This window comes from Streptomyces sp. NBC_01198 (assembly GCF_036010485.1).
Taxonomy (GTDB): Bacteria; Actinomycetota; Actinomycetes; order Streptomycetales; family Streptomycetaceae; genus Actinacidiphila.
Map to the genome: position 1 here is coordinate 1640628 of NZ_CP108568.1, position 21554 is coordinate 1662181.

A 21554-nucleotide genomic window follows, 5' to 3' on the forward strand; every position below is an offset into this window, starting at 1 on the left:
GTCATTGACGATCGGCTCATTCTTGCCGGCCGATCGGTTGGGCTCAGGGTCGGGCCGACGTACGCGACAGCCCGCGGCGGTTGCGCGGGCGGGCGACCGCCGGCGCGGGCTCCGGGCAGAGGCCCGGGGTGAGCCAGGTGCGGAAGACCGTGTGCAGCGTCTCGGCGCCGACGATCGGCTCGGCCGGCAGCGGGAGTTCGGCGGGCGCCAGCAGGAAGGGCCGGGACTGCGGACCGCCGAGGCCGCCGTGCGAGCCGGCCTGCTCCTCGAAGGCGTGCACCGCCCCGCTGAGCGGATCGACGGCCGAGTTGACCATCAGGTCGGCCGTGTGCGCGAAGGAGTCCGCCCGCAGCACCGCGGCCGCCGCGTCGGGCCCGAACCACGCCAGCGGATCGCGGCCCGTCACCCGGCCGGTGGCCAGCTCGTGCTCGCTGCCGCCCGGACCCAGCACCAGCGGGCCGCGCTGCTCGCTGCGTACGAGGACGAAGCCGATCCCGGGATGCCCGGTGAGCGCGGGCAGCAGGCGGGGGCAGCGCCCGGCTATCTCCTCCAGCGTCGCCCGCCCGGCGATGTCGGGGAAGGCGACCAGGCCGAGGTTGCCCGAGGCGAGCACGATCGGGTCGGAGGGCGGCCCCCCGCAGGCGGCCTCCTCCGCGGCCCGCCGGCCCCTTTCCGGGCGGCGCAGAGCGCTGCGTGCGGCGGCCCGCGCCTCGGCGCCGGTACGCCGCCGGGCCCGCCACCCGGGTTCCCGCCCGGTGGGCGGCAGCCCGCACCCGGCACGTACCAGCTCACGCAGGCCGGTCCCGTAGGCGTCCTCGAAGGTCTCGCCGGCGCTCTGGCCGTGGTCGGAGAGCAGCACGAAGCGGTACGGCCGGGGGGCGTAGCGTGCCGCGTCGGCGATCAGCCGGACCGAGCTGTCGAGCCGGGTGAGGACCTTGCGGGCGTCCCGGCTGTCCGGTCCCGAGTGGTGGGCGACCTCGTCGTAGGCGACCAGGTCGGCGTAGACGGCGGTGCGCCCGGCGAGCATGTCGCCGACCACCGCGGCCACCGCCACGTCCCGTTCGACGACGGTGGCGAAGGCCCGCAGCACCGGGTAGACGCCGCCGCGCTTGATCCGCGGGCGATCCCTGCGCAGCCGGGACGCGCTGGACTCGACGACCTCCCTGCCGACCTCGGCGACGAACGACCAGGCGGTGCGCACCGCGTTGGCCGGATCGGAGAAGTAGGCGAAGTAACCGGACCTGGACCGGCTGAACTTGCCGCGCTGCGCCGCCACCGACATCACCAGCGCCGACTGCTCCGCGCCGCCGGTGAAGAGATTGCCGCGGCTGGCGCCGTCCGCGGCGAGCAGGCCGCGCGAGCCGGTGCGTTCGACCGCCCTGCGCTCCAACTCGGCCGCGCTGGAGGGCCGGTTGCAGACCATGACCTGCCCGGTCTCCTTCTCGAACCAGCGGAAGGCGGGCACATCGTGGTTGCTGCCGTGCAGGATCGCCAGCTGGCTGGCGCCGGTCTGGCTGCTCCAGTCGGTGCGCCAGGCGGTGAGCCGGTGGGTGCTGCCGAGCCAGCCGGCCAGCGTGGGCATCGCGGGCCGGCTGCCGGCCAGGGCGGACGCCAGCACATCGTGGCCGACACCGTCGAGTTGCAGGAAGACGGTGCCCGGGGCGGTCGGCAGCGGCGGGTCGCCCGCGTGCCGCCTGCGACGGCCCGCCAGCCTCGCCAGCCGCCGCCCGTAGGCCGCGTCGTCCCGTACGGCGAGCGCGGTGCTCGTCGCCGACGAGGCCGCCGACATCACCGCGGCGATCACCACCGCGGTGACCGGCGTGACCTCTCCCCTGCCGTCCGGGGTGAAGCGCAGCGCGACCAACAGCAGCGAACCGTTGAGGAAGAACACCAGCGCGCCGAGCAGCAGCGCGGGAACCAGCAGCAACGCCCTGACCAGCAGCGGCCACACCAGTGCGCTCAGCACGCCGAAGGCACCCGCGCCGACCGCCGCGGTGGCCGCGATCTGGGTGGGGCTGTCGCCGTTCTGCGCCTCGATGCGGAAGTCGGGGAGAAGCCAGGCCAGGACGGCAAGGGTGGCGGAGGCCACCATCCACACGGCGAGCACGCGTCCGACGGCCCGCAGCGCGCTGCGCCCCGCGGCCCGTCTCCGACTCGGATTCCGTCCCGGCTGAGGCACCCCACCACCCTGCCATACCCGTACGGCCGGACCTGCGGGTAAGGGCATACCCTCGGGGTCGGTACGGCGGGGGGCCGGCACGGCGTGCGCCGCGCACGGGCGGCGCACACGGCGGAGGGACGGGCGCGGTGTCTGTGGAGATCACGTGGTGGGGTCATGCCACGGTGACCGTGCGGGACTCCGGAACGCGGGTGCTGACCGACCCGCTGTTCGCACGGCGGCTCGCGCATCTGCGCCGGCGCAAGGGAGCCGTGCCCCCGGCGGCCGCGGCCGCGGCCGACGTGGTGCTGGTCTCGCATCTGCACGCCGACCACCTGCACATCGGGTCGCTGGCACTCCTCGCGCCCGGCACGCCGGTGCTGCTGCCGCGCGGCGCCCAGGCCGCCGTCCCCGGGCTGCGCCGGGTGCGCGACCGGCTGCGGCTGACGGAGGTCGAGGCGGGCGAGTCACGGGACTTCGGCGCGCTGAGCGTGCGCGCCGTGCCCGCCGTGCACGACGGGCGGCGGGTGCCGTACGGGCCGCAGCGCTCGCAGGCGCTCGGCTACGTGGTGGAGGGGACCGCGCGGACGTACTTCGCCGGTGACACCGGGCTGTTCGAGGGGATGGCGGACGCGGTCGGCCCGTGCGACATCGCTCTGCTGCCGGTCGGCGGCTGGGGGCCGTTCCTCGGCCACGGCCACCTGGACGCCGGGCGGGCGGCGCAGGTTCTGGCGCGGCTGGCGCCGCGGGCGGCTGTACCGATGCACTACGGGACGTACTGGCCGATCGGCATGGACGCGGTGCGGCCGCACGAATTCCACACCCCGGGTGCGGAGTTCGTCCGCCTCGCCGCGGACGCCGCCCCGCGGGTGGCCGTGCACCGGCTGGACCACGGGCAGAGCGTCACCGTCCCGGACACCGGGGCCGCGGGACGGGAGACCTCCAGGTGATCGCCTTCCTGGCCTCGGCGGCGGCGACCCCGCCCTCGTCGCAGAGCACGCAGCAGGCGGTCGGCTACCCCTCGCTGTTCCTGCTGGTGGTCCTGGGTTCGCTGGTACCGGTCGTGCCCACCGGGGCAATAGTCTCCAGCGCGGCGGTGGTCGCCTTCCACCAGAGCGACCCGTTCGCGCTGCTGGGGGTCTTCTGCGTGGCGTCCCTCGCCGCGCTCCTCGGCGACATCGGCCTGTACGTGCTGGGGCTGCGCGGCATACGTTCGCGTGGCGGCTCACGCTGGCTGCACCGGCTGCAGCAACGGGTCGACGAGCACACCCTCGCCGCCGCGCAGCACCGGCTCGACGAGCACGGAGTGGTGGTCCTGGTGCTGTCCCGGCTGGTGCCGGCCGGCCGGATCCCGGTGATGGTGGCGTGCCTGATGTCCGAGATGCCGCTGCGCCGCTTCGTGCGGGGGGACGTGCCGGCCTGCCTGGCCTGGGCGGCCACGTATCAGCTGATCGGGATCCTGGGCGGCTCCCTCTTCCCCGAGCCCTGGCAGGGCGTCGCCCTCGCTGTCGCCCTGACCTTCACGATCGCCTCGGGGCCGGCCGTCTTCCGCCACTTCCGTACGTAGCGGCGCCGCTGCGGGGGTGCACTCTCTCCGCTGCCGCAGCGGGTGAGCGTTTTTCACGGGCGCGGGGAACTGCGCGACCGGCCACAACGCACCGGCGCGCACGCACCGCAGGGGGCGACCTCCCAGGGGATGATGCCCCGCGAGGGGCGGGTCAGCGGCGGGCGGGGGCGGTGGTGCGGGAGGCGCCGATGGGGAGGTCCCACAACGTCTCACGGGAGAGCTTGGCCGCGGACCAGGCCGCGCGCAGGCGGGTGAGGGGTTCGAGGGGGGGCTCGCTGGAGAGCAGGAAGGTCGCCCAGTGCATCGGCGCCATCGCCGCGGCCCCGAGATCGCGGAAGGCCTGCACCGCCTCCTCCGGGTCGATGTGGACCGCCCGCAGCAACCGCCGTGGCGCGTACGCCCCGATCGGCAGGAGCGCGAGGTCGATACCGGGGTGGGCTCGCCCGATGTCGGTGAAGCAGTCGCCGTAGCCGGTGTCGCCGGCGAAGTAGACCCGCCGCCCGGCCGGGTCGGTGAGCACCCAGCCGCCCCACAGCGACCGGCAGTTGTCGGTGAGAGTGCGCCGGCTCCAGTGGTGCGCGGGGACGAAGTCGAAGCGGACACCGCTGATCTCGGCGGCCTCCCACCAGTCCAGTTCCGTCACGCGGGTGAAGCCCCGCCGGCGGCACCAGGCGGCGAGTCCCGCCGGGACGAGCAGCGGGGTGTCGCGGGGCAGCCGCCGCAGCGTGGGCAGGTCGAGGTGGTCGTAGTGGTTGTGGCTGATGACGACCGCGTCGACCGGGGGCAGCGCCTCCCACGGCACGCCGACCGGCGTCACCCGGGCGGGCGTGCCGGGGATACGGTGCGACCACACCGGGTCGGTCAGCACGGTCAGCCCGCCGACCCTGATCACCCAGCTGGCGTGCCCGGCCCAGGTGACCCCGATGGTGCCGGGCCGCGGCTCCGGGAGCGGGCCGGGCTCGACCGGCAGCAGTGGCACCTGGCGCAGGGTGTGGGCGGGCGGGCGGATGACGCATTCGCGGATGGCGCGGGCCAGCGTGCGCAGCCCGGGAAGTGGTTCGGTGAGCCGGTCGGCGAAGGACCTGGGCCAGACCCGGTACTCACCGGGCGGGCGGGGCGCGGCCAGGATCCGTTCGCTCTGATCGGTCATCGGAACTCCGTCCGTGCGGCCCGTTCTCCGACTGGTCGGAAGGTCGCGGGTCAGGGGGCGACGCCTCGAAGGTAAGTCAGCCGGCCCCGCCCCGCGATCCCAGGTCGGCCGAACCGCTGACCACATCGGGGCCGGTCAGCGCGGCGAAGGCGGCGGTGAGGGCGTCCAGTGCCGCCGCCACATGGGGGACGGCCAGCGGGTCGGCGGCGGCCAGCGTCGTACGGCGTTCGCCTTCCGTGCGGCCGTGCAGGGCGCCGGTGCCGACCCGGACCCGGGGCTCCGCAGGATCGTCGCCGAAGCGGTGGCCGCCGGGCAGCCTCCGGCCGAGCGCGGCGCTGAGGCGCTCCTCCAGGGCGGCGGCGTCCAGGTCGGGGGCGCGCAGTGTCGGGTAGAGCTGGAAGCCGGCCTGCGGCGGGCGGCACACCGCGCCGGTGGCGGTGATCGCCCGGTAGGCGGCGGCGGCCGTCCTGGCGTGCAGCCGGTTCGCGGCGGCGGCCCGGTCGGTGACCTCGGCGGGCTCGCCGAGCACGTACGCGGTGGCCGCCGCGACGGGCGCGGGCAGCGCCGCCCGCAGCGCGGCCAGCGCGGCGGCGGTGCGCTGCCGCCAGGCCGCGCCGTGAGCGGTGGCGGGGAAGCGGGCGATCGCGACGGGGACGGCCGCGGGTACCAGGGTGGCGCCGAGGTCGCTGATCACGACGGTGTGGTCGGGCAGCATCTCGGCGGGGCTGAGCAGCACGGTGTGGCGGTGATGCAGCGTGTCGGAGTACGTCTCGTCGGAGACGATCTGCAGGCCGGCCTCGGCCGCGGCTTCGCAGGTCTCGTGCAGCAGCTCGGGCGCGGTCACCGTGCCGGTCGGGTCGTCGGCGGCCGAGAGCACCAGCAGCCGCGGGTCGGCGCCCGCAGCCCTGGCCCTGCGGGCCGTCTCGAGCAGCGCGACGGGGTCCGGCACGCCGCCGCCCTCCGGCGCGCTGGGCACCGTGTGCACGGGCCGGCCGAGCAGCGCGGCGACCGGCGCCTGCCAGGCGGGTGCGGGGCGGGCGAGCACCGGGTCGCCGCCGGACGCGGACAGCAGCGCGAGCAGCAGCGACTCCGCGCCGGGGGCCACCAGCAGCTGCCCGGGGCCGCAGCACATGCCGCGCCGGGTGAAGTAGCCGCAGGCGGCCTCCAGCAGCTCGGGACCGCCCCCCACGGCTTCGGTGCCGGTGGTGGCCACGGACAGCTGGGCGTGCCAGTACGCGGGCACCGGGAGGCCGGGCTCCGGCCTGGCGTCAAACGGCGGGCTGATCGGCATTGCGCACCTCCGCTGGTAGGCGCCGTGCGCCCACCCTCCCCCGCCGTCGGCCGTCCCGCACCAGCAGCGCGTGCCGCCGGGCGTCAGCCCTGCAGCAGTGCCGGGAGTTCGCGCATGTCGTCGAAAACGGTGGTGCCCGGGCCTTCGAGGCGGTGCGCCGGGGTGAGGCCGCCGCAGTAGCCGTAGGCGTACATGCCCGCCGCGCGGGCCGCGGCGACGCCGTAGGGGCTGTCCTCGACGACCACGCAACGCGCGGGGTCGACGCCGAGCGTGCGGGCCGCGTGCAGGAAGAGGTCGGGGGCGGGCTTGCCGCGGGCGACGTCGGCGGCGCTGAAGACACGGCCGGCGAAACGGTCGAGGAGCCCGGTCAGCCCGAGGGTGTGCCGCAGGCCGCGGTGGCTGGTGCTGGAGGCGACGCAGACCGGCAGGGTGATTGCGTCGAGAGCCTCGACGACGCCGTCGACCGGGGTCAGCTCGGCCTCGAAGGCGTCGTGGTAGAGCTGCCGGTAACGGGCGCCCCAGCCGCCCGGGAGGGGCCGCCCGAGGTGTGCGGCGATCTCAGCGCCCATGTCGGCGAAGGAGCGGCCGACGAAACGCTCCACGATCTCGTCCTGCGACAGCGGCCAGCCCAGTTCGGCGAACATCCGCACGTCGATCCGCACCGCGATCTTCTCGCTGTCGACCAGGACCCCGTCGCAGTCGAAGACGACCAGGTCCGGCGGCTCGGGAGGGGTGGCGTTCACCCGGGGAGCGTACAGCGCGCGTGTGCGGGCCGCCGCAGGGTAACCGGCAGGCATGGCATACCCCTGGAAGAGCTGGGACACGGCGCTTTTCGCCGAGGTGGCGGGTCGGCACTGGCCGGGCGCGGAACCGGTGCTGCCGCGGTTGAGCCGGGCGGCGAACCATGGCCGGCTGTGGTGTGCGGTCGCGGCCGGTATGGCGGTGGCGGGCGGCCGCGACGGGCGGCGGGCGGCGTTGCGCGGCATGGGCTCGCTTGCGCTGGCCTCGCTGACGGTGAACACCGTCGGCAAGGGCGCGGTCCGGCGGACCAGGCCCTTGCTGGAGGCCGTTCCGGTGATACGGCGGCTGCACCGCCAGCCGGTCACCTCGTCCTTCCCGTCCGGCCACTCGGCTTCCGCGGCGGCGTTCGCGGCCGGCGCGGCGATGGAGTCGCTCGGCTGGGGGGCCGCGGTGGCCCCGGTGGCGGCGAGCGTGGCCTTCTCCCGGATCTACACCGGCGTGCACTACCCGAGCGACGTGCTGGTGGGCTGCGCGCTGGGGGTCGGCGCGGCGCTGACCGTACGGGCACTGCTGCCGCCCGCGCCGGGCGCACCGCGCTCGGGACCGGTGGCGCGGGTGCCGTCGCTGCCCGGCGGGCGCGGCCTCCAGGTGGTGGTGAACGCCGCATCGGGCCCGCCGCCGCTGCTGACCCCGCCCGAGGTGCGGATCGCCGCGGCGCTGCCGGAGGCGGAGGTCACCGAGTGCACGGAGGACGACGACCTCGTGGAGGCGATGGAGAAGGCGGCGCGGACCGCGGTCGAGCTGGGCGGCGCGCTCGGGGTGTGCGGCGGCGACGGGACCGTACGGCTGGCGGCGACGGTCGCGCTGCGGCACGGGCTGCCGCTCGCGGTCTTCCCCGGCGGCACCCGCAACCACTTCGCGCTCGACCTGGGCTTCAAGACCGTCGAGGACACCGCCGCCGCGGTGCTCGACCGGCGGGCGGCCAGGGTGGACGTGGCCCGCACCACCGGGCTCGACACGCCCGACGGGGTGGCGCAGCCGTTCCTCAACACCTTCAGCATCGGCTCCTACCCGGACCTGGTCCGGGTGCGGGAGCGCTGGTCGCGGCGGGTCGGGTCGTGGCCGGCCAGCGTCCTGGCCGCGGTGCACGTGCTGCGGACCTGCGAACCGGTGGACATCGAGATCAACGGCAGGCCGCGCTCGGTGTGGCTGCTCTTCGCGGGGAACTGCCGCTATTCGAGCGTCGGGCTCGCGCCGGTGCGCCGCCGCGACCTGGCGGACGGGCGGCTGGACGTGCGGATCGTGGATGGCGGCCCCTTCGCCAGGACCCGGCTGCTGGGGGCGGCGCTGACCGGGGTGCTCACCAGGTCGCCGGTCTACGAGGCCGCGACGGTCCCGCGACTGCGGCTCCGGGTGCCCGGCACCGGCGTCCACCTGGCCTGCGACGGCGAGGTCGAGGCCGCGCCACGGGAACTGCTGCTCGACAAGGTGCGCGGCGGACTCGTGGTCTACCGCGGGCGGCGCTGATGTCTCCCGGGCCCGGGATCCTGCTGCCCCGGGCCCCGGAGACGCGGGGTCGTCAGTTGCTGCCGCCGGCCAGACCGGCCAGGGCGCGTACGCCCTCGCCCGAGATGCTGAGCGAGTCGGCGTTGCCGGTGTCGATCGAGAGGATCAGCTCGTCGGACGGCCAGGCGCCGCTGAGCGCGGCCAGCTGGACCAGCCGGTAGCTGCGGGTGGTCGGCAGCGCCTCCGCCATCCGCGTCTCCGAGGTGAACACCGGAACCAGCTGCCTGCCGTCCTCCTGCTCGAAGACCGGCAGCTGGATCTCCTGGGGCAGCTCGGCGCCGTCCACCCCGTCCGGGTAGTCGTCGACGGCAGGTACCGGCAGCAGCACCTCGCTGACCGCGAGGGTGCTGAGCGCGATGACGTTCTCACTGCCGTTCGCGATCTCGTGCAGCGCGCGCTGCGCGGGGGGCAGGGCGCCGTTGGGGCTGATGTCGTCGGTCATCGCTTCTGTGTCCTCTCGCCGCGGGGGCCCGTCCTGCTGCGGGTACGGTCTCGGTTCGCTGAACCCGGCGCGTACCCATCCCTGGCCGGACCATGCGGTCCGGCCAGGGATTGACGTCACCCGGGCCTGCCGGCGGGGCGGCCGGGCCGGCGGCGCCGGGAGCCTCACTCGTACTCGGTGCCGCCCTTGCGGGTCAGATAGGCGTCGCTGACGACCTTGGCGACGGCCCGGCCGCCGATGACGGGGCTGTAGGTGCCGTCGGCGGTGCGGACGACGACGCCCTCGCGTATGTGGGCGCCCCGGCCCGACACCGTCTCCTTGCCCCGGGCCAGCGCGAGCACCTGGTCCAGGTCGAAGGGCCCGTGGTGCAGGCGCGGCACCAGCGGCAGGTCGCCGACCGGCAGCTCGGCCGGGTCGAGCCAGCTCAGCCTTCCGCCGATCTCCGCGCACACGTCGAAGGCGGCATATCCGGGCAGCCCGCCGCGCGCGTCCAGGCCGTAGCCGAGGTCCTGCACCCCGCTGCCGTAGACCTCGCCGTAGATGCCGACCCTGGTCGCGCCGAGCGTGCCGGCCAGATCCGCGGCGAGCTGCGGCAGGCCGTGGCCGCGCACCGCACGCCAGTAGAGGTTGCCTGGCGACTCGACCAGGGCCAGCCGCTGCGAGCCCAGGCCCTTGGAGGTCACGTGGATCGCGCCGGAGCCGGCGTAGTACGTCAGGCAGCAGGCGGTGCCGTGCAGCTTCTCGGTCACGGTGACCAGGTCACCGGGCGCGAAGATGTCCGGGTACCGTTTGAGGTTCTCGATGTCGGTCCACGGCAGCAGATCGGGCGCCGACTCCACGTCGCCGCTCATCGAGATCGGCACCGGCGGCACCCACTTGGTGATGCCGAGGCGCCCGGCGAAGTCCTCGTCGGCGGCGGACGCGCGCTCCAGATCGGTGCCTGCCAGCACCGCCGGGCGGCACACGATGCCCTGGGACAGCTCCCCGCGCAGCCGGACCGCCCGCACCCGGTTGGCCGCGCCGCCGGCGAGCCGTCCGGTGAGGCCCAGTTCGGCGACCAGCGGTTCCGGCAGCACGGCCTGCTCGGGGATGTACACCGCGAACTCCCCCGTGCGGTACTCCCCCTTGGCGACCACCGCGCGATACAGGCCGACCTGCGCGAGCTCCAGCGCGTCCGCGTTCGGGTGCTCCACGATGGTCAGCTGCTCGGCGGTCACTCGCAGTGTGGACATGGCTGTCCCCTTCCCCCGACTCCCCCGTCGGTCCGGTGGCCGCCCCCTGGCCGGGGGCGCAGCCACCACTGTGGCGGGCGTCGTACGGGCCGGACCACCGGATTTAACCGCCGGCGGGCGCGGCTCAGTCGTCGGGGCGCATCAGGAAGTCGTACTCGGCGGGCAGCGGATGCCCGGCCCTGGCTGCGGCCCGCACGGCCTCGGTGATCTCGCCGTCGCCGGCCAGCAGGCGCTCCGCGACGGCGTACCAGATCTCGCTCAGCTCCTCCGCGCCCTCCCGCAGGTCGGCGACGACGATCCCGGCGTCCAGCAGGGCGCGGGCGGCCTGTGCGTCCCCCCGGGCCAGTGCGGTACGGGCACGGAGCAGCCGGATCCGCCCGTCGTCGGGCGGGGCGGTCCCGCCGGCGGCCGGCTCGGCGAGGAACCGCTCGGCCTCGGCGGTCCGGCCCGCCGCGAGCAGCACCGGCACCGCCTCGACCAGCAGCGCGCGCTGGGCCGCCCGGGCCTGCGGGCCGTACTGCCCGGCGGTGGCCAGCAGGCTGTCCCAGGCCGCCGTGTAGCGCTCGGCGGCCTGCTCGGTCCTGCCCGCGACGCTGTCGGCGACCGCCAGCGCGCGATGGCACCAGGGGGAGGGGTGGGCGGCCAGCGAGCGCTGCCAGCTGCGCACCGCCTGTGCCCGGTCGTCGGCGGCCCACTGGGCGATGCCGAGGTGGTAGTCGCGGAACCATTCGTTGCCCGGGTAGGTGTCGGCGGACTCCAGCAGCTCGCGCCACTGCGGTGACACCAGGCAGGGGCCGGGCACGGCGCCGGGGGCGGGGCGGGGGAAGACGCCGGCCAGCAGCAGTTCCAGCCAGGGCTTCTGCGGGTCGCCGAGCGTGGTGGCGTCGAAGGGCGTGCCGGGCAGCCGGAAGTGGCCGCGCTCGGCCTCCAGGGCACCCCAGCCGGAACCGGTGGCCAGGATCTCCTTGGGGTCGGTGTCGGCGTACCCGAGCCAGTCGGCATAGGCGGTGTCGACGGCCGCGCGGGGCAGGGCCGCCTCCAGCCGGGCGGCCGCCTCGGCGCGGGCCGCCGGCCAGTCCTCGGCGTGCACCAGGTCCGGGTCGGCGCTGAGCGGGCCGTAGGCCTCCAGCCAGGACAGGTCGGTGTCTGCGGGCATCGGGATGTGCTCGAACTGGGTGCGGGCCAGCCCCGCCTGGATCTCCAGATAGCCGCCGGTGCCCGGCTCGGTGAGCCACTCCTGCCAGCGCCGGCCGCCGCTGCCCCGGCCCCACAGGAAGACCTTCCGGCCGCGCAGCAGGTCGGTGGACGTCTGGACCAGCCCGTGGCCGTCGCCGTCGAGCGCGGTGATCCAGCGGCGGTCGTCGCCGCGGATGTCGAGGAAGTAGTCGGCGGGGTGCGGCGATCCGGTCGGATAGCTCACGTCCGGGCCGCCGGGTGCCGGGACGGGCATCCCCACCTGCCGCAGCACGCGCCGGTGCCCGAAGTGCCAGGCCGCCTCCGCCGGGGCCAGTACGCGGGTGCGGTCGGTGTCGGGGACGGCGGTGTTGGACCACCAGTAGGCGGGCACGGTGCGGTCGTGCGGGTTGCGGACCCGGATGCCGACGTAGAGGAAGTCCGAATCCTCCGGGAGCCACAGGTCGATCTGGAATGCCAGGTCGCGCAGCCGCTCCCACTCCCACAGTCGCAGCATCTCGCCGCCGTCCGGCGCCGGCACCCGCCCGGCGTGCAGCGGAGCGCAGGTGTGCGCGGCGTGTCCGGTGGCGCCGAGGTTCCACTCGACCCCGCCGGAGAACCACGCCCCGGCCAGGCCGAAGTCGGCGGGCTGGAACACCGGGTTGCGGTAGAGCAGTTCGCGCCCGGTGGGCTTGTGGAACAGCGAGTGCAGCCGCCCGCCGAGCCCGGGCAGCACGGTGGCGCGCAGCCGGCTGTTCTCCACCACCAGGGCATCGAGGTCGGTCGGTTCGCGGTCCCGCCCGTAGCCGTCGAGCAGCCGGACCGGGAGCACCGTCCGCAGCGGCGCGTAGCCGATCTGCCGCACCATGTCGGCGGGCAGCCCGTCGAGATCGGCCGGGTCGATCCGGTGCAGCTCGCCGTGCGGGCGCAGCGCGGGCAGTGGGTTCTCCGGTCCGAGCGGGGCGGCCGGAATGCTCACCTTCGTACTGCGCACGGTCGTAGCCAAGGCCACCTCATCCGGTTCGTCGGGTACGGGCCGGCCGCCGCGGTGTGCGGTGGGCCGTCGTCGGGTGTGCGGGACTGACAGGACTGACGATCACCATGGAACAGCCTTCGCCGCGGCCTGAACAGGCCCCGCCCGGGTCAGGGTTGGGCAAAGCTGCCGTAATCGGTCAGCTGGGCCGCGAGCTGGTCCGGCACGTGCGCGACCGGGTTGGTTGTCGGTGTTCGCTGCTACAACGGAGGTCATGACGACTTCGCCGGGGCCGCGGTTCGATGAATGGCTCGACCTGATAGACGAGCGGTCCGCCACCTTGCGTTCCGTGGCCGGCAAGGCACCGTCCGACGCCCGGATCCCGGCCTGTCCGGACTGGACGGTGCCCGACCTGCTGGCCCACGTCGGCCGGACGCAGCGCTTCTGGGCCGCCGCCGTCACGGCCGGTCCCGCGTCCCGCCCGCCGGCCGACGGTGGGCTGCCGGACGGCGCGCCGACCGGTGACGCGCTGGAGTGGTCGGCGCACTCCACCGACGTCCTGCTCGACTCGCTGCGGGCCGCGGGAGGGGAGGCACGATGTTGGACCTGGTGGGCGGACTCGGGCAGCGCCTCCACGGCGGGCGCGGTGGCCCGGCACCACGCGCAGGAAGTCGCTGTGCACGTCAGGGACGTCCAGGACGCGGCGGGTGTGGCAGAACCCCTGCCGTCCGGGCTCGCGTTGGATGCGGTCGATGAGTTCCTCCATGTCGGCTTCGGTTCGATGGACGGCTGGCCGCACTCCCCCGCCCGGGTCGCGCTGGTCGCGGACGAGGGGCCGGCGTGGACGCTGATCCTGGACGCGACCGGCGCCTCGGCGGTCCGCAGCGCCGCGGGCGAGGGCCGCCCCGAGGCCGATGCGACACTTTCCGCCCCGGCGAGCGATCTGCTGCTGGCCCTCTACCGCCGGGCGCCCTGGGACGACGGGGCCCTGCGGGTGACCGGCGATGCCGCCCTCGTATGGCAGTTGGTGGTCTGGCCCCCGCTCGGTTGAGGACGTACCGTCCTTTAAAGGGGTGATGCCCATGTCAGGTCGAGCGTGGCGGGCGGCCGGTGTGACGGGTGGGGCACTGTTATTGCTAGTCGGCTGCGCCTGGGGCGGCCACCAGGATTCGGCAGAAACACCCGACCCCACCGGGTCACCCGGCCCCCCGGTCGGCAGCATCGAACACCCCCGCCCGGTGGACTGCACGGACGGCGCGACTCCGCTGTCCGGCCGTACGGGCGGCCCGACCCGCACGGCTGCCACGGCGACCCTGGCGACGACTCCCGACCCGACCGTCACGCCGGGCCGTCCCTGGTCACCGCCCGCCTCGCCATCGTCCAGCCCGGGACACGACGACGTGACGGTCGGTCCACTGACCCTGGAAGGCCTGCGCGGACTGGTCGGCGGCGACCAGAACGCGCATGCCGTGCACAACGCCGACGGCTGGCACTATCTGATCGGCGCCTCCGTCCGTGACGGCGGTGCGGTGACCGTCACGATCGGGGCGGAACTGCGCGCCCGGGCAGGTCTGGAATTCGGCGGCAACCAGGGCATGGCGCCGGCGCCCTCGGTGACCTTCTACGCGTGTCCTGATGCGGCGACCTCCTATCTCGGTGCGTTCTTCGTCGCGGGTGACGGCAGGGCCTGCGTGCCGCTGGACATCCGGGTGGGTGACGGCGCGCCACAGCGGGTGGTGATCTCTTTCTTCCGCGGCGAGTGCCCTGCATAGGGTGGGTCCATGACCGAGCCGAACCCCGGGCCGAGCCACCAGCCCGACGCCGAGCAAGAACCCGCCCACGACCCGGAGGTGTTGCAGCTCGCCGCGCAGGTCTTCGATCTCGCCCGGAAGGGCGACACCGCGAAACTCGCCGCCTACATCGATGCCGGCGTCCCGGCGAACCTGACCAACGACCGCGGCGACACGCTGCTGATGCTCGCCGCCTACCACGGTCACGCCGACACCGTCAGCGCGCTGCTCCAGCGCGGGGCGGAACCCAACCGGATCAACGATCGTGGTCAGACCCCGCTGGCCGGCGCGGTCTTCAAGGGCGAGCGGGACGTGATCGACGCGCTGGTCGAGGGCGGTGCCGACCCCATGGTCGGTATGCCGTCCGCGGTCGAGACGGCCCGGATGTTCGGCAAGGACGAGCTGCTCAGGCTCTTCGGCGCCGGATGAGTCCCGCTGGCCGGGCGGGAGCTGACGCCCGGCCAGATCGGTTCAGGCCGGCTCATGTCAGGGTCGCCGCGCGCCGGGCGAGCCTGCCGGCACCCTGCTCGGTCAGGGAGCCGAACAGCCGCAGCCGGGCTATCCCGCCGTCCGGGAAGATGTCGACCCTGACATGGGTGGCCGGTCGGGGGTCAACCAGGAAGCGGTGGATCGTGTCGGGCTGCAGCCGCACCCGGTCCAGCAGCGGGACCCACCCGGCGCCGTCCCTGACCCACACCTCCGCCCAACCGGCCGCATTGCCTTTGAGATAGCCGGTGTCGATCTCGATGGCGCGGATCTCACCCTGCTCCGCCAACCGGTAGCTGATCCAGTCGTGCCCGCTGTCCCGCCGCCGCCTGGTCTCCCAGCCCTCGTCCATCTTCTGCGAACGGCCGGGCAGGATGGTGTGCTCCGGCGGCGAGTAGAAGCGGTCGGAGGCGTCCATGACGGCCCCGCCGTTCTCCAGCGCCACCAGGTCGAACGTCCCCAGCGCCGCCAGCCATGCGGGGTCGGGCACCACCTCACCCAGCACCCGCAGGCGCGCGATCCCGCCGTCCGGATGCTGCCGCAGCCGCAGATGGGTGAAGCGGCGCTCCACATGGACCGCGAAGACATTCTCCGCGTGACCGCCGACAGGAGAGCGCGGTATCACCACGGTCCAGCGCAGCCCCGGATCCAGCAGCTCTTCCGGGGACGCCGACGGTGTGGTCGCGAGCGCCTCCACCGACACCGCCTGCGGGTAGTTCCCCCGGAAATGCGCCGTGTCCACCACGATCGCGCGGATCACTCCGGGCGTCCCCAGCCGGATCAGCGCCCAGTCATGGTCGGCCGCATCGGGGTGCGGGACCTGCGCGGACCCGCCGCGCCGCCGCCTGGTCTCCCAGCCGTCCATGATCTTGCCCTTGTGCCCGAAGCGCTCCGGGTCGAAGACGGCGGGCCCGCGGACCAGCAGATTCTCCCGCTCGGCGAAGAATTCGTCGTTGGCCGCGACGACCCCTGCTCCGAGCCTGCGGTCGGCCAGGTCCGTCAGCTCTGCGAGGGCCGCCGGGCCCAGGTCCCCGCGCCGGTAGTCGGCGAACGGATTACCACCCGCGTAGGGCAGTGCGTCCCCCGTGAAGGCCGTCAGCGCCGTGAATGACTCCCCCGCGGCCGTGCCGCCCCTCGTGCCGGCGGCCGCACTCGCGCCGACACCCGTGGTCGGCCCCGCGCCCGCACCCGTGCTCGTCATCGTCCGTCCGCCTCTCTCCCGTACTCCGCTCGCCTGTTCCCTCCACTCTCCGCCCCGGCGACCGTTCACGTCCATCGAAACTTACTGAACTGACCTTTCAGTTGCGCTGTACAGTGGGTCGAGGTCAGCGGCCTCCCGGAGCGCGCCCAGCGTTCTCCGCAGCAGCGGCGCGTCCTGTGCCCCGCCGCGTACCGCCCCGACGATCCGGCGCCGCGGCCGGTCGGCCTCCAGCGCACGGACCACGACCTCCTGCCGCAGCCCGCCTGCCGTCGCCATCCGCGGCACCAGCGCGACCCCCATACCCCCCGCGACCAGCGAGAAGATGGCGGGCCAGGCCGCCGCCGCATGCGCCTGCTCCGGCACGAACCCGGCATCGGCGCAGGCCGCCAGGGTCAGGTCGCGCCACGGTCCGCTGCTCCCGAAGATCCACTTCTCCTCCGCGAGCTGCGCCAGCCGTAGCCCGGGTGCGGTCGCCAGCGGATGGCCGGGCGGCAGCGCGATGTCGAGCGGGTCGGTGAGCAGCGGGAAGAGCACGAAACGCGGGTCCCCGGCGGTGGGCGCGTCGACCGCGAGCGACAGCGCCAGGTCGACCTCGCCGGCGGCCAGCCGCTCGTAGGCCTCGGCGGCCTCAGCCTCCCGCACGGAGATGGTGATGCCCGGTGAGCTGCGGCGCAGCAGCGCCGCGGCCGGTACCACGAGCCGGGTGATCGCAGTGGCGATGGTCCCGATCCGCACCACGCCCGCCTCTCCCTGCGCCCAGCCGTCGATCTCGGCGCCGGCCCGTTCGAGCTGGGCGAAGACGATCTCGGCGTGCCGCAGCAGCACGTGCGCGGCCCCGGTCAGCCGGACGCCCCGGCCGCGCGCCTCGATGACGGGCGTGCCGACCTGTTTCGACAGGGCGGCCAGCTGCTGCGACACCGCCGACGGCGTCATTCGGAGGGCGCCGGCGGCGGCGGTGACGGTGCCGGTGTCGTGCAGGGCGCGCAGGATCTGCAGTTTGCGGAGGTCCCAGTCCTTCATGCAGGCAGCCTAAACATTCACGGGAGAAATGTGCTGCCGACTTGTGCTGCCGACCCGGGGCGGGACCTGGTGGTCCACGGCGGTGCCGACCGCCCATACCGGCCCCCGCACCGGCCCTGCGCCCGCCCCTGCCGGCCGGGTCACGAGGGCCGGCAGGTCACCAGGTCCAGCCGGTGCGCCAGGTGGCCGCCGCGGCGCGGTCCCTGTGCTGCTGCGGGCTGACCCCGCGGACCCGTTTGAAGGCCGCGCTGAGCGCGAAGGGGCTGCCGTAGCCGACCCTGCGGGCCACCGAGGCGACGGTCGCGTCCGGCTCGCGCAGCAGGTCGGCGGCCAGCGCCAGCCGCCAACCGGTCAGGTAGGCCATCGGCGGCTCGCCGACCAGGTCGGTGAAGCGACGGCCGAGGGCGGCCCGGGACACCCCGGTCCTGGCGGCCAGGTCGGCGACCGTCCAGGGATGCGCCGGGTCGTCGTGCAGCAGCCGCAGCGCCGGCCCCACGACCGGGTCGCCCTGGGCGGCGTACCAGGCGGGGGCGGCGGCCTCGGGCCGGCCGAACCAGGCTCGCAGCACCGCGATCAGCAGCAGGTCGAGCAACCGGTCGAGCACCACGTCCTGGCCCGGCTCGTCCCGGACGACCTCGTCACTGAGCAGCGCGGGCAGCGGGCTCGACCACCCGTCGCCCGGCAGCACCAGCACCCGCGGCAGCGCGGACAGCAGCCGGCCGCTGATCTCGCCGCGCATCTGGTACGTCCCGCTGATCATGACGGCGGACCCCGGCGACCCGCCGGCCGACACTCCGCCGGGGTCGTCGCCCCAGGTCCGCACGCCCAGATCCATCCGCTCGCACAGTTCGGTGCCGTCGTCGGCAGTGGAGACCTGGCCCGGCCCGATGACGATCCGCGGCGCGGTCTCCCGGTCGCCGGCGAGGACGTACGGTTCGGGTCCGCGGATCACCGCGATGTCGCCGGGGCGCAGCACACGCGTCCCGGCGTCCTCGGTCCGGATCCAGGCGTCGCCCCTGACCATCAGCACCAGGGTCAGTGGCGCGAGATCGGCGATCCTGACCGACCAGGGCGGTGTGAGGACCGACCTGAGCAGGAAAGCGCCGCGTGCCCGCGGGCCGTCGAGCAGTTCGGCCAGTGCGTCCATGACCGACAGCCTAGGGCTGGACGCCTGCGTATGGGGGTGAGCTTTTCAGCGATGGCCGGGTGGTGTATCCCGCGGATTCACTGAGGTCATGACGCAGAACCCGCCCGCCGGATCCGCCGCCCGCCCGCACGTGCCCGTGCCCGATCGCCCATCCCGCCCGTACGTGCCCGTGCCTGATCGCGCGCCCCGCCCGACCCGAGGAGTTGCCATGGACGGCGACCTCCGCAGCCTGGTGCTGCTTGCCGCCACCCTGACGACCGGTCTGATGGCCGGGCTGTACTTCGCCTTCTCGGTCGCCGTGATGCCCGGCCTCCGACAGGCCGGGGACCGCTCGTTCATCGAGACGATGCAGCGCGTGAACGTGGCCGTCCTCAACGGATGGTTCACTCTCGCCTTCGGCGGCGCCCTCGTGCTCGGCGTGCTGGCGGCGGTGCTGCACCGTGGCGGGGACGGGCGGTCCGCGCTGCCGTGGATCATCGCCGGCGTCGTGCTCTACGCGGTCTCGCTGGTCATCACGATGGGCTTCAGCGTGCCGCTCAACAACCGGCTGGCAGACGCGGGGGCACCCGGGCACGTCCACGATCCGGCAGCGGTGCGGGCGCAGTTCGAGGCCACCTGGGTGCACTGGAACCTCGCACGCACCCTGGTCACCAGCGGCGCGCTCGGCTGCCTGGCGTGGGCGATGCGGGTGGCGGGTGCTGCCGGTCGCGCGTGACCCGCCGTGACGCGCCGGCTCCGCTAGAGTCGGTGGCGGTCGCGACTGGCGAGGGTGGACCACCACCGGGGAGCGGCCGTCCGCATCCGCGATGCGTCGACCGCCTGGGCGCCTCCGTCAACGCAGCCCGCCCGTCCCGCGCTTGCGGGACCACGGGCTCGGACCGAGGAGGCCGGGACGTGGATCTGCGGTACGGAACCAACCCCCAGCAGCACACCGCGAGCGCGGTGCCCGTGAGCGCGGGCGCGTGGCCTGTCCGGGTGCTCAACGGCGAGCCGTCGTACATCAACCTGCTGGACGCGCTGAGCGGCTGGCAGCTGGTCAGGGACGCGGCCGGGGCGCTGGGACGGCCCGCGGCGGCGTCGTTCAAGCACGTCTCGCCGGCCGGCGCCGCGCTCGCCGGCCCGCTCGATGCCACCACCGCGGCGCTCTACGGCGCCGACCTCGACGGCGGCCCGCTGACCAGCGCCTACGTCCGCGCCCGTGACGCCGACCCGAAGTCCTCCTACGGCGACTTCGCCGCCGTGTCCCACCCGGTGGACGAGGAACTGGCGGCGCTGCTGGCCCGCGTGGTCTGCGACGGCATCGTCGCGCCGGGGTATGCGCCGGGCACGGTGGCGGCGCTCAGCCGGAAGAAGAAGGGCCGTTTCCTGGTCCTCGAAGCCGACCCCGGTTTTGTCGCGCCGCCGCAGGAGGACCGCGAGGTGCACGGGCTGCGGCTGACCCAGCAGCGCGACGACGTACCTCTGCACGTGTCGCTGCTCGACGACGTGGTGTGCGGGGGGCCGCTGCCGGCCACGGCGGTGGAGGATCTGCTGCTCGGGCTGGCCGTGGTGCGCTACACCCAGTCCAATGCGGTGTGTTATGTGCGGGACGGGCTCACGCTCGGTATCGGCGCCGGGCAGCAGTCGCGGGTGGACTGCACGCGACTGGCGGGCGCGAAGGCCGACAGCTGGTGGCTGCGCAGGCATCCGGCCGTGGCGGCCCTGGACTTCGTGCCGGGGATACGCCGCCAGGACCGCGTCAACTGGCGGGTGCGCTTCGTCGAGGGCGACATGACGGCGGACGAACGGACCCGGTTCGGCAAGGCGCTGGCCGCTCCCGCCGCCCCGCTCAGCAATGCGCAGCGCCGGGAGTGGGGCGCCCGGCTGACCGGTGTGGCCTTCGCCTCCGACGGCGCCCTGCCCTACCGCGACAACGTCGACCACGCGGCCCGTCACGGTGTGCGCTGGATCGCCGAACCCGGCGGCTCCATCCGCTCCGGTGACGTGGCGGAGGCCTGCCGCGAGCACGGGATCGCCCTGGCCCACACCAGGTTGCGGCTGTTCCGGCACTGATCCCGCGGCTGCGGCCGCGCACGGCCTCGGTCAGCTGCCGAAGGCGCCGTGCCGCCCTTCGCCCCCGGCGAAGCGGGCCGCGCCCCGCGCCGCCTCGGCCAGCGAGATCCGGCCATGGGCCAACTCCACAGCAAGGGCGTCGTTTTCCGGTAGGCCCTGCTGTTCCAGCAGGGCGAGGCGGTCGTGCCGCAGGCAGGTCTGCGGGAAGGCGGCGATCTCCGCGGCGAGCTGTTCGGCGGCGGCGCGCGCGGTACCGGTGGCGACGACACGGTCGGCCAGACCGATGGCGAGGGCTTCGGCGGCCTCCACCGGGCGGCCGGTGAGGACCAGGTCCATGGCGCGTCCCGCACCGATCAGCCGGGGCAGCCGTACGGTGCCGCCGTCGATCAGCGGAACGCCCCAGCGGCGGCAGAAGACACCGAAGACGGCCGACTCCTCCACCACCCGGAGGTCACACCACAGCGCCAGTTCGAGACCGCCCGCCACCGCGTGGCCCGACACGGCCGCGATGACCGGTTTCCCGAGCCGCATCCTGGTGGGCCCCATCGGACCGTCGCCATGTACGACGCCGTCACCATGTACGACGCCTGAAGCGGCGTCGGCCTCGGCGTCGGCGATGTCGGTGACGTGATTGCCGCGCCCGGTGCCGATCGCCTTGAGGTCCGCGCCCGCGCAGAAGGTGCCGCCCTCGCCCCAGAGCACCGCGACGGCTGCCTCGTCGTCGGCGTCGAAGGCGCGGAAGGCGTCAGCCAGCGCGCGTGCCGTGGGCCCGTCCACGGCGTTGCGGGCCGCCGGCCGGGACAGCACGACGGTGGTCACCGCGCCCTTGCGCTCGGTCCGTACGGTCTGGGCGTGCCCTTCCGATGGCGGGGTCGGCCCGGGCGGCTGAAGCGGTTCCGACGGTTGCGGCATGGCGTCGCCCGGCTCCCTGCGGTCGGCGGATCAGCGGTGCTCCTGGACGAGCACCGCGACGGTGTCCGGCTCAAGTGCCCTGAAGACGTGGGCGATGTCGCCCGGATAGGCGATGTAGTCGCCGGCGGCGAGTTCGACGGGGTCCTCGGCGATGCCGACCAGGGCGCGGCCGGCGCTGAGCACCACGTGCTCGACGACTCCCGGCATGTGCGGGTCCGACTCGCGCGCGGTGCCGGGCTGCGCGGAGACCAGGTAGATGTCGCGCCGGGTGTGGGGCGGGGACGAGGCGAGCAAGGTGGCGATGTAGTCGGCGCGTTCGGCGGCGAAGGCGGGGCCCTGGCCGGCCCTGATGACCTGCACCCGGGGGCGCGGCGGCTCCACGAGCTGGGCGAACGGCACGTCGAGGGTGACGCTGAGCGCCCACAGCGTCTCCACGCTCGGGTTGCCGGTACCGGACTCCAGCTGCGACAACGTCGACTTGGCGATACCCGCGCGGCGGGCGACCTCGGCGAGCGAAAGGCCCACCCGCCGCCGTTCGCGCTGGAGCGAGGCCGCGATGACGGCGAGCGGGGGCCCGCCGGGAGAGTTCTCGTCGGATGCCACACCCGCTCCTTCGTTCGCTGGAAGAGTCGATTCGTTCGCCTTGACGAACG

General features: G+C 74.6%; 20 protein-coding genes and 1 riboswitch. Of the genes, 8 read left to right on the forward strand and 12 right to left on the reverse strand.

The features are described 5' to 3' along the window. Positions 1 to 43: 43 nt before the first annotated feature. A complete protein-coding gene (locus OG702_RS07405) occupies positions 44 to 2092 on the reverse strand; it encodes a phage holin family protein (protein ID WP_442814697.1) in 2049 nt (682 codons plus the stop codon). 215 nt (positions 2093 to 2307) lie between these two features. On the opposite strand from OG702_RS07405, the gene OG702_RS07410 reads away from it, so the two are divergent. Both OG702_RS07410 and OG702_RS07415 read left to right on the forward strand, forming a co-directional pair. Then, the gene (locus OG702_RS07410) at positions 2308 to 3108 is read left to right on the forward strand and encodes an MBL fold metallo-hydrolase (protein ID WP_327288056.1); all 801 of its coding nucleotides are present in this window, start codon (positions 2308 to 2310) and stop codon (positions 3106 to 3108) included. Continuing rightward, the gene (locus tag OG702_RS07415; RefSeq protein ID WP_327288057.1) at positions 3105 to 3725 is read left to right on the forward strand and encodes a DedA family protein; all 621 of its coding nucleotides are present in this window, start codon (positions 3105 to 3107) and stop codon (positions 3723 to 3725) included. Before OG702_RS07410 ends, OG702_RS07415 begins: the two co-directional genes overlap by 4 nt. Positions 3726 to 3876: 151 nt before the next feature. On the opposite strand, the gene OG702_RS07420 is transcribed toward OG702_RS07415, so the two are convergent. The 3 genes from OG702_RS07420 to OG702_RS07430 all read right to left on the reverse strand — a co-directional run bounded on the left by OG702_RS07420 (position 3877) and on the right by OG702_RS07430 (position 6909). Then, positions 3877 to 4875 (reverse strand): MBL fold metallo-hydrolase, encoded by a 999-nt coding sequence (locus OG702_RS07420; protein ID WP_327288058.1) that lies wholly within the window; start codon positions 4873 to 4875, stop codon positions 3877 to 3879. A 76-nt stretch (positions 4876 to 4951) separates the two neighbouring features. Continuing rightward, positions 4952 to 6166 carry an aminotransferase class I/II-fold pyridoxal phosphate-dependent enzyme gene (locus tag OG702_RS07425; protein ID WP_327288059.1) on the reverse strand — a complete coding sequence of 405 codons (1215 nt, stop codon included), beginning with the start codon at positions 6164 to 6166 and terminating at the stop codon, positions 4952 to 4954. 83 nt (positions 6167 to 6249) lie between these two features. Further along, positions 6250 to 6909, reverse strand: coding sequence for an HAD family hydrolase (locus OG702_RS07430; protein ID WP_327288060.1), 660 nt, complete (start codon positions 6907 to 6909; stop codon positions 6250 to 6252). Between the two features lie 52 nt (positions 6910 to 6961). Between OG702_RS07430 and OG702_RS07435 the strand changes: the two genes are divergently transcribed. Further along, entirely contained in the window at positions 6962 to 8434 is a 1473-nt protein-coding gene (locus tag OG702_RS07435; protein ID WP_327288061.1) for a bifunctional phosphatase PAP2/diacylglycerol kinase family protein, read from the forward strand. Between the two features lie 52 nt (positions 8435 to 8486). On the opposite strand, the gene OG702_RS07440 is transcribed toward OG702_RS07435, so the two are convergent. The 3 genes from OG702_RS07440 to OG702_RS07450 form a co-directional block, all read right to left on the reverse strand. Then, positions 8487 to 8915, reverse strand: coding sequence for an SseB family protein (locus tag OG702_RS07440; RefSeq protein WP_327288062.1), 429 nt, complete (start codon positions 8913 to 8915; stop codon positions 8487 to 8489). 164 nt (positions 8916 to 9079) lie between these two features. Further along, positions 9080 to 10147 (reverse strand): RNA ligase (ATP), encoded by a 1068-nt coding sequence (locus OG702_RS07445; protein WP_327288063.1) that lies wholly within the window; start codon positions 10145 to 10147, stop codon positions 9080 to 9082. Positions 10148 to 10271: 124 nt separating this feature from the next. Next, positions 10272 to 12326 (reverse strand): DUF5107 domain-containing protein, encoded by a 2055-nt coding sequence (locus OG702_RS07450; protein ID WP_327288064.1) that lies wholly within the window; start codon positions 12324 to 12326, stop codon positions 10272 to 10274. A 241-nt stretch (positions 12327 to 12567) separates the two neighbouring features. On the opposite strand from OG702_RS07450, the gene OG702_RS07455 reads away from it, so the two are divergent. From OG702_RS07455 to OG702_RS07465, 3 genes are all read left to right on the forward strand, one after another. Beyond that, entirely contained in the window at positions 12568 to 13344 is a 777-nt protein-coding gene (locus OG702_RS07455) for a maleylpyruvate isomerase family mycothiol-dependent enzyme (protein WP_327288065.1), read from the forward strand. Positions 13345 to 13531: 187 nt separating this feature from the next. Continuing rightward, positions 13532 to 14065 (forward strand): hypothetical protein, encoded by a 534-nt coding sequence (locus tag OG702_RS07460; RefSeq protein ID WP_327288066.1) that lies wholly within the window; start codon positions 13532 to 13534, stop codon positions 14063 to 14065. Positions 14066 to 14074: 9 nt separating this feature from the next. Continuing rightward, the gene (locus OG702_RS07465) at positions 14075 to 14512 is read left to right on the forward strand and encodes an ankyrin repeat domain-containing protein (RefSeq protein ID WP_327288067.1); all 438 of its coding nucleotides are present in this window, start codon (positions 14075 to 14077) and stop codon (positions 14510 to 14512) included. A gap of 52 nt (positions 14513 to 14564) precedes the next feature. On the opposite strand, the gene alc is transcribed toward OG702_RS07465, so the two are convergent. The 3 genes from alc to OG702_RS07480 form a co-directional block, all read right to left on the reverse strand. Further along, on the reverse strand, positions 14565 to 15770 hold the full coding sequence (alc, locus tag OG702_RS07470) for an allantoicase (RefSeq protein ID WP_327288068.1): 1206 nt from the start codon (positions 15768 to 15770) through the stop codon (positions 14565 to 14567). 81 nt (positions 15771 to 15851) lie between these two features. Further along, on the reverse strand, positions 15852 to 16790 hold the full coding sequence (locus OG702_RS07475; RefSeq protein WP_327288069.1) for a LysR family transcriptional regulator: 939 nt from the start codon (positions 16788 to 16790) through the stop codon (positions 15852 to 15854). Positions 16791 to 16947: 157 nt separating this feature from the next. Continuing rightward, a complete protein-coding gene (locus OG702_RS07480; protein ID WP_327288070.1) occupies positions 16948 to 17937 on the reverse strand; it encodes an AraC family transcriptional regulator in 990 nt (329 codons plus the stop codon). Between the two features lie 208 nt (positions 17938 to 18145). On the opposite strand from OG702_RS07480, the gene OG702_RS07485 reads away from it, so the two are divergent. Together OG702_RS07485 and OG702_RS07490 are read left to right on the forward strand one after the other, a co-directional pair. Further along, positions 18146 to 18652 (forward strand): anthrone oxygenase family protein, encoded by a 507-nt coding sequence (locus OG702_RS07485; RefSeq protein ID WP_327288071.1) that lies wholly within the window; start codon positions 18146 to 18148, stop codon positions 18650 to 18652. 31 nt (positions 18653 to 18683) lie between these two features. Next, positions 18684 to 18769: riboswitch (ZMP/ZTP riboswitch) on the forward strand. A gap of 62 nt (positions 18770 to 18831) precedes the next feature. After that, positions 18832 to 19989, forward strand: coding sequence for a phosphoribosylaminoimidazolecarboxamide formyltransferase (locus OG702_RS07490; protein ID WP_327288072.1), 1158 nt, complete (start codon positions 18832 to 18834; stop codon positions 19987 to 19989). A gap of 30 nt (positions 19990 to 20019) precedes the next feature. Here OG702_RS07490 and OG702_RS07495 read toward each other — a convergent pair whose 3' ends face one another. Both OG702_RS07495 and OG702_RS07500 read right to left on the reverse strand, forming a co-directional pair. Beyond that, positions 20020 to 20901 (reverse strand): crotonase/enoyl-CoA hydratase family protein, encoded by an 882-nt coding sequence (locus tag OG702_RS07495; protein WP_327288073.1) that lies wholly within the window; start codon positions 20899 to 20901, stop codon positions 20020 to 20022. A gap of 30 nt (positions 20902 to 20931) precedes the next feature. Continuing rightward, positions 20932 to 21504: a helix-turn-helix domain-containing protein gene (locus OG702_RS07500; RefSeq protein WP_327288074.1), complete on the reverse strand. Its 573-nt coding sequence runs from the start codon at positions 21502 to 21504 to the stop codon at positions 20932 to 20934. Positions 21505 to 21554: the final 50 nt, after the last annotated feature.

Excerpts from the sequence above, each read along its gene's own strand:
- OG702_RS07405 (WP_442814697.1), bottom strand. The coding sequence starts at position 2,092 with ATGGTGGCCTCCGCCACCCTTGCCGTCCTGGCCTGGCTTCTCCCCGAC.
- OG702_RS07420 (WP_327288058.1), bottom strand. The coding sequence starts at position 4,875 with ATGACCGATCAGAGCGAACGGATCCTGGCCGCGCCCCGCCCGCCCGGT.
- OG702_RS07425 (WP_327288059.1), bottom strand. The coding sequence starts at position 6,166 with ATGCCGATCAGCCCGCCGTTTGACGCCAGGCCGGAGCCCGGCCTCCCG.
- OG702_RS07435 (WP_327288061.1), top strand. The coding sequence starts at position 6,962 with ATGGCATACCCCTGGAAGAGCTGGGACACGGCGCTTTTCGCCGAGGTG.
- OG702_RS07440 (WP_327288062.1), bottom strand. The coding sequence starts at position 8,915 with ATGACCGACGACATCAGCCCCAACGGCGCCCTGCCCCCCGCGCAGCGC.
- OG702_RS07445 (WP_327288063.1), bottom strand. The coding sequence starts at position 10,147 with ATGTCCACACTGCGAGTGACCGCCGAGCAGCTGACCATCGTGGAGCAC.
- OG702_RS07455 (WP_327288065.1), top strand. The coding sequence starts at position 12,568 with ATGACGACTTCGCCGGGGCCGCGGTTCGATGAATGGCTCGACCTGATA.
- OG702_RS07465 (WP_327288067.1), top strand. The coding sequence starts at position 14,075 with ATGACCGAGCCGAACCCCGGGCCGAGCCACCAGCCCGACGCCGAGCAA.
- alc (WP_327288068.1), bottom strand. The coding sequence starts at position 15,770 with ATGACGAGCACGGGTGCGGGCGCGGGGCCGACCACGGGTGTCGGCGCG.
- OG702_RS07475 (WP_327288069.1), bottom strand. The coding sequence starts at position 16,790 with ATGAAGGACTGGGACCTCCGCAAACTGCAGATCCTGCGCGCCCTGCAC.
- OG702_RS07480 (WP_327288070.1), bottom strand. The coding sequence starts at position 17,937 with ATGGACGCACTGGCCGAACTGCTCGACGGCCCGCGGGCACGCGGCGCT.
- OG702_RS07485 (WP_327288071.1), top strand. The coding sequence starts at position 18,146 with ATGGACGGCGACCTCCGCAGCCTGGTGCTGCTTGCCGCCACCCTGACG.
- OG702_RS07495 (WP_327288073.1), bottom strand. The coding sequence starts at position 20,901 with ATGCCGCAACCGTCGGAACCGCTTCAGCCGCCCGGGCCGACCCCGCCA.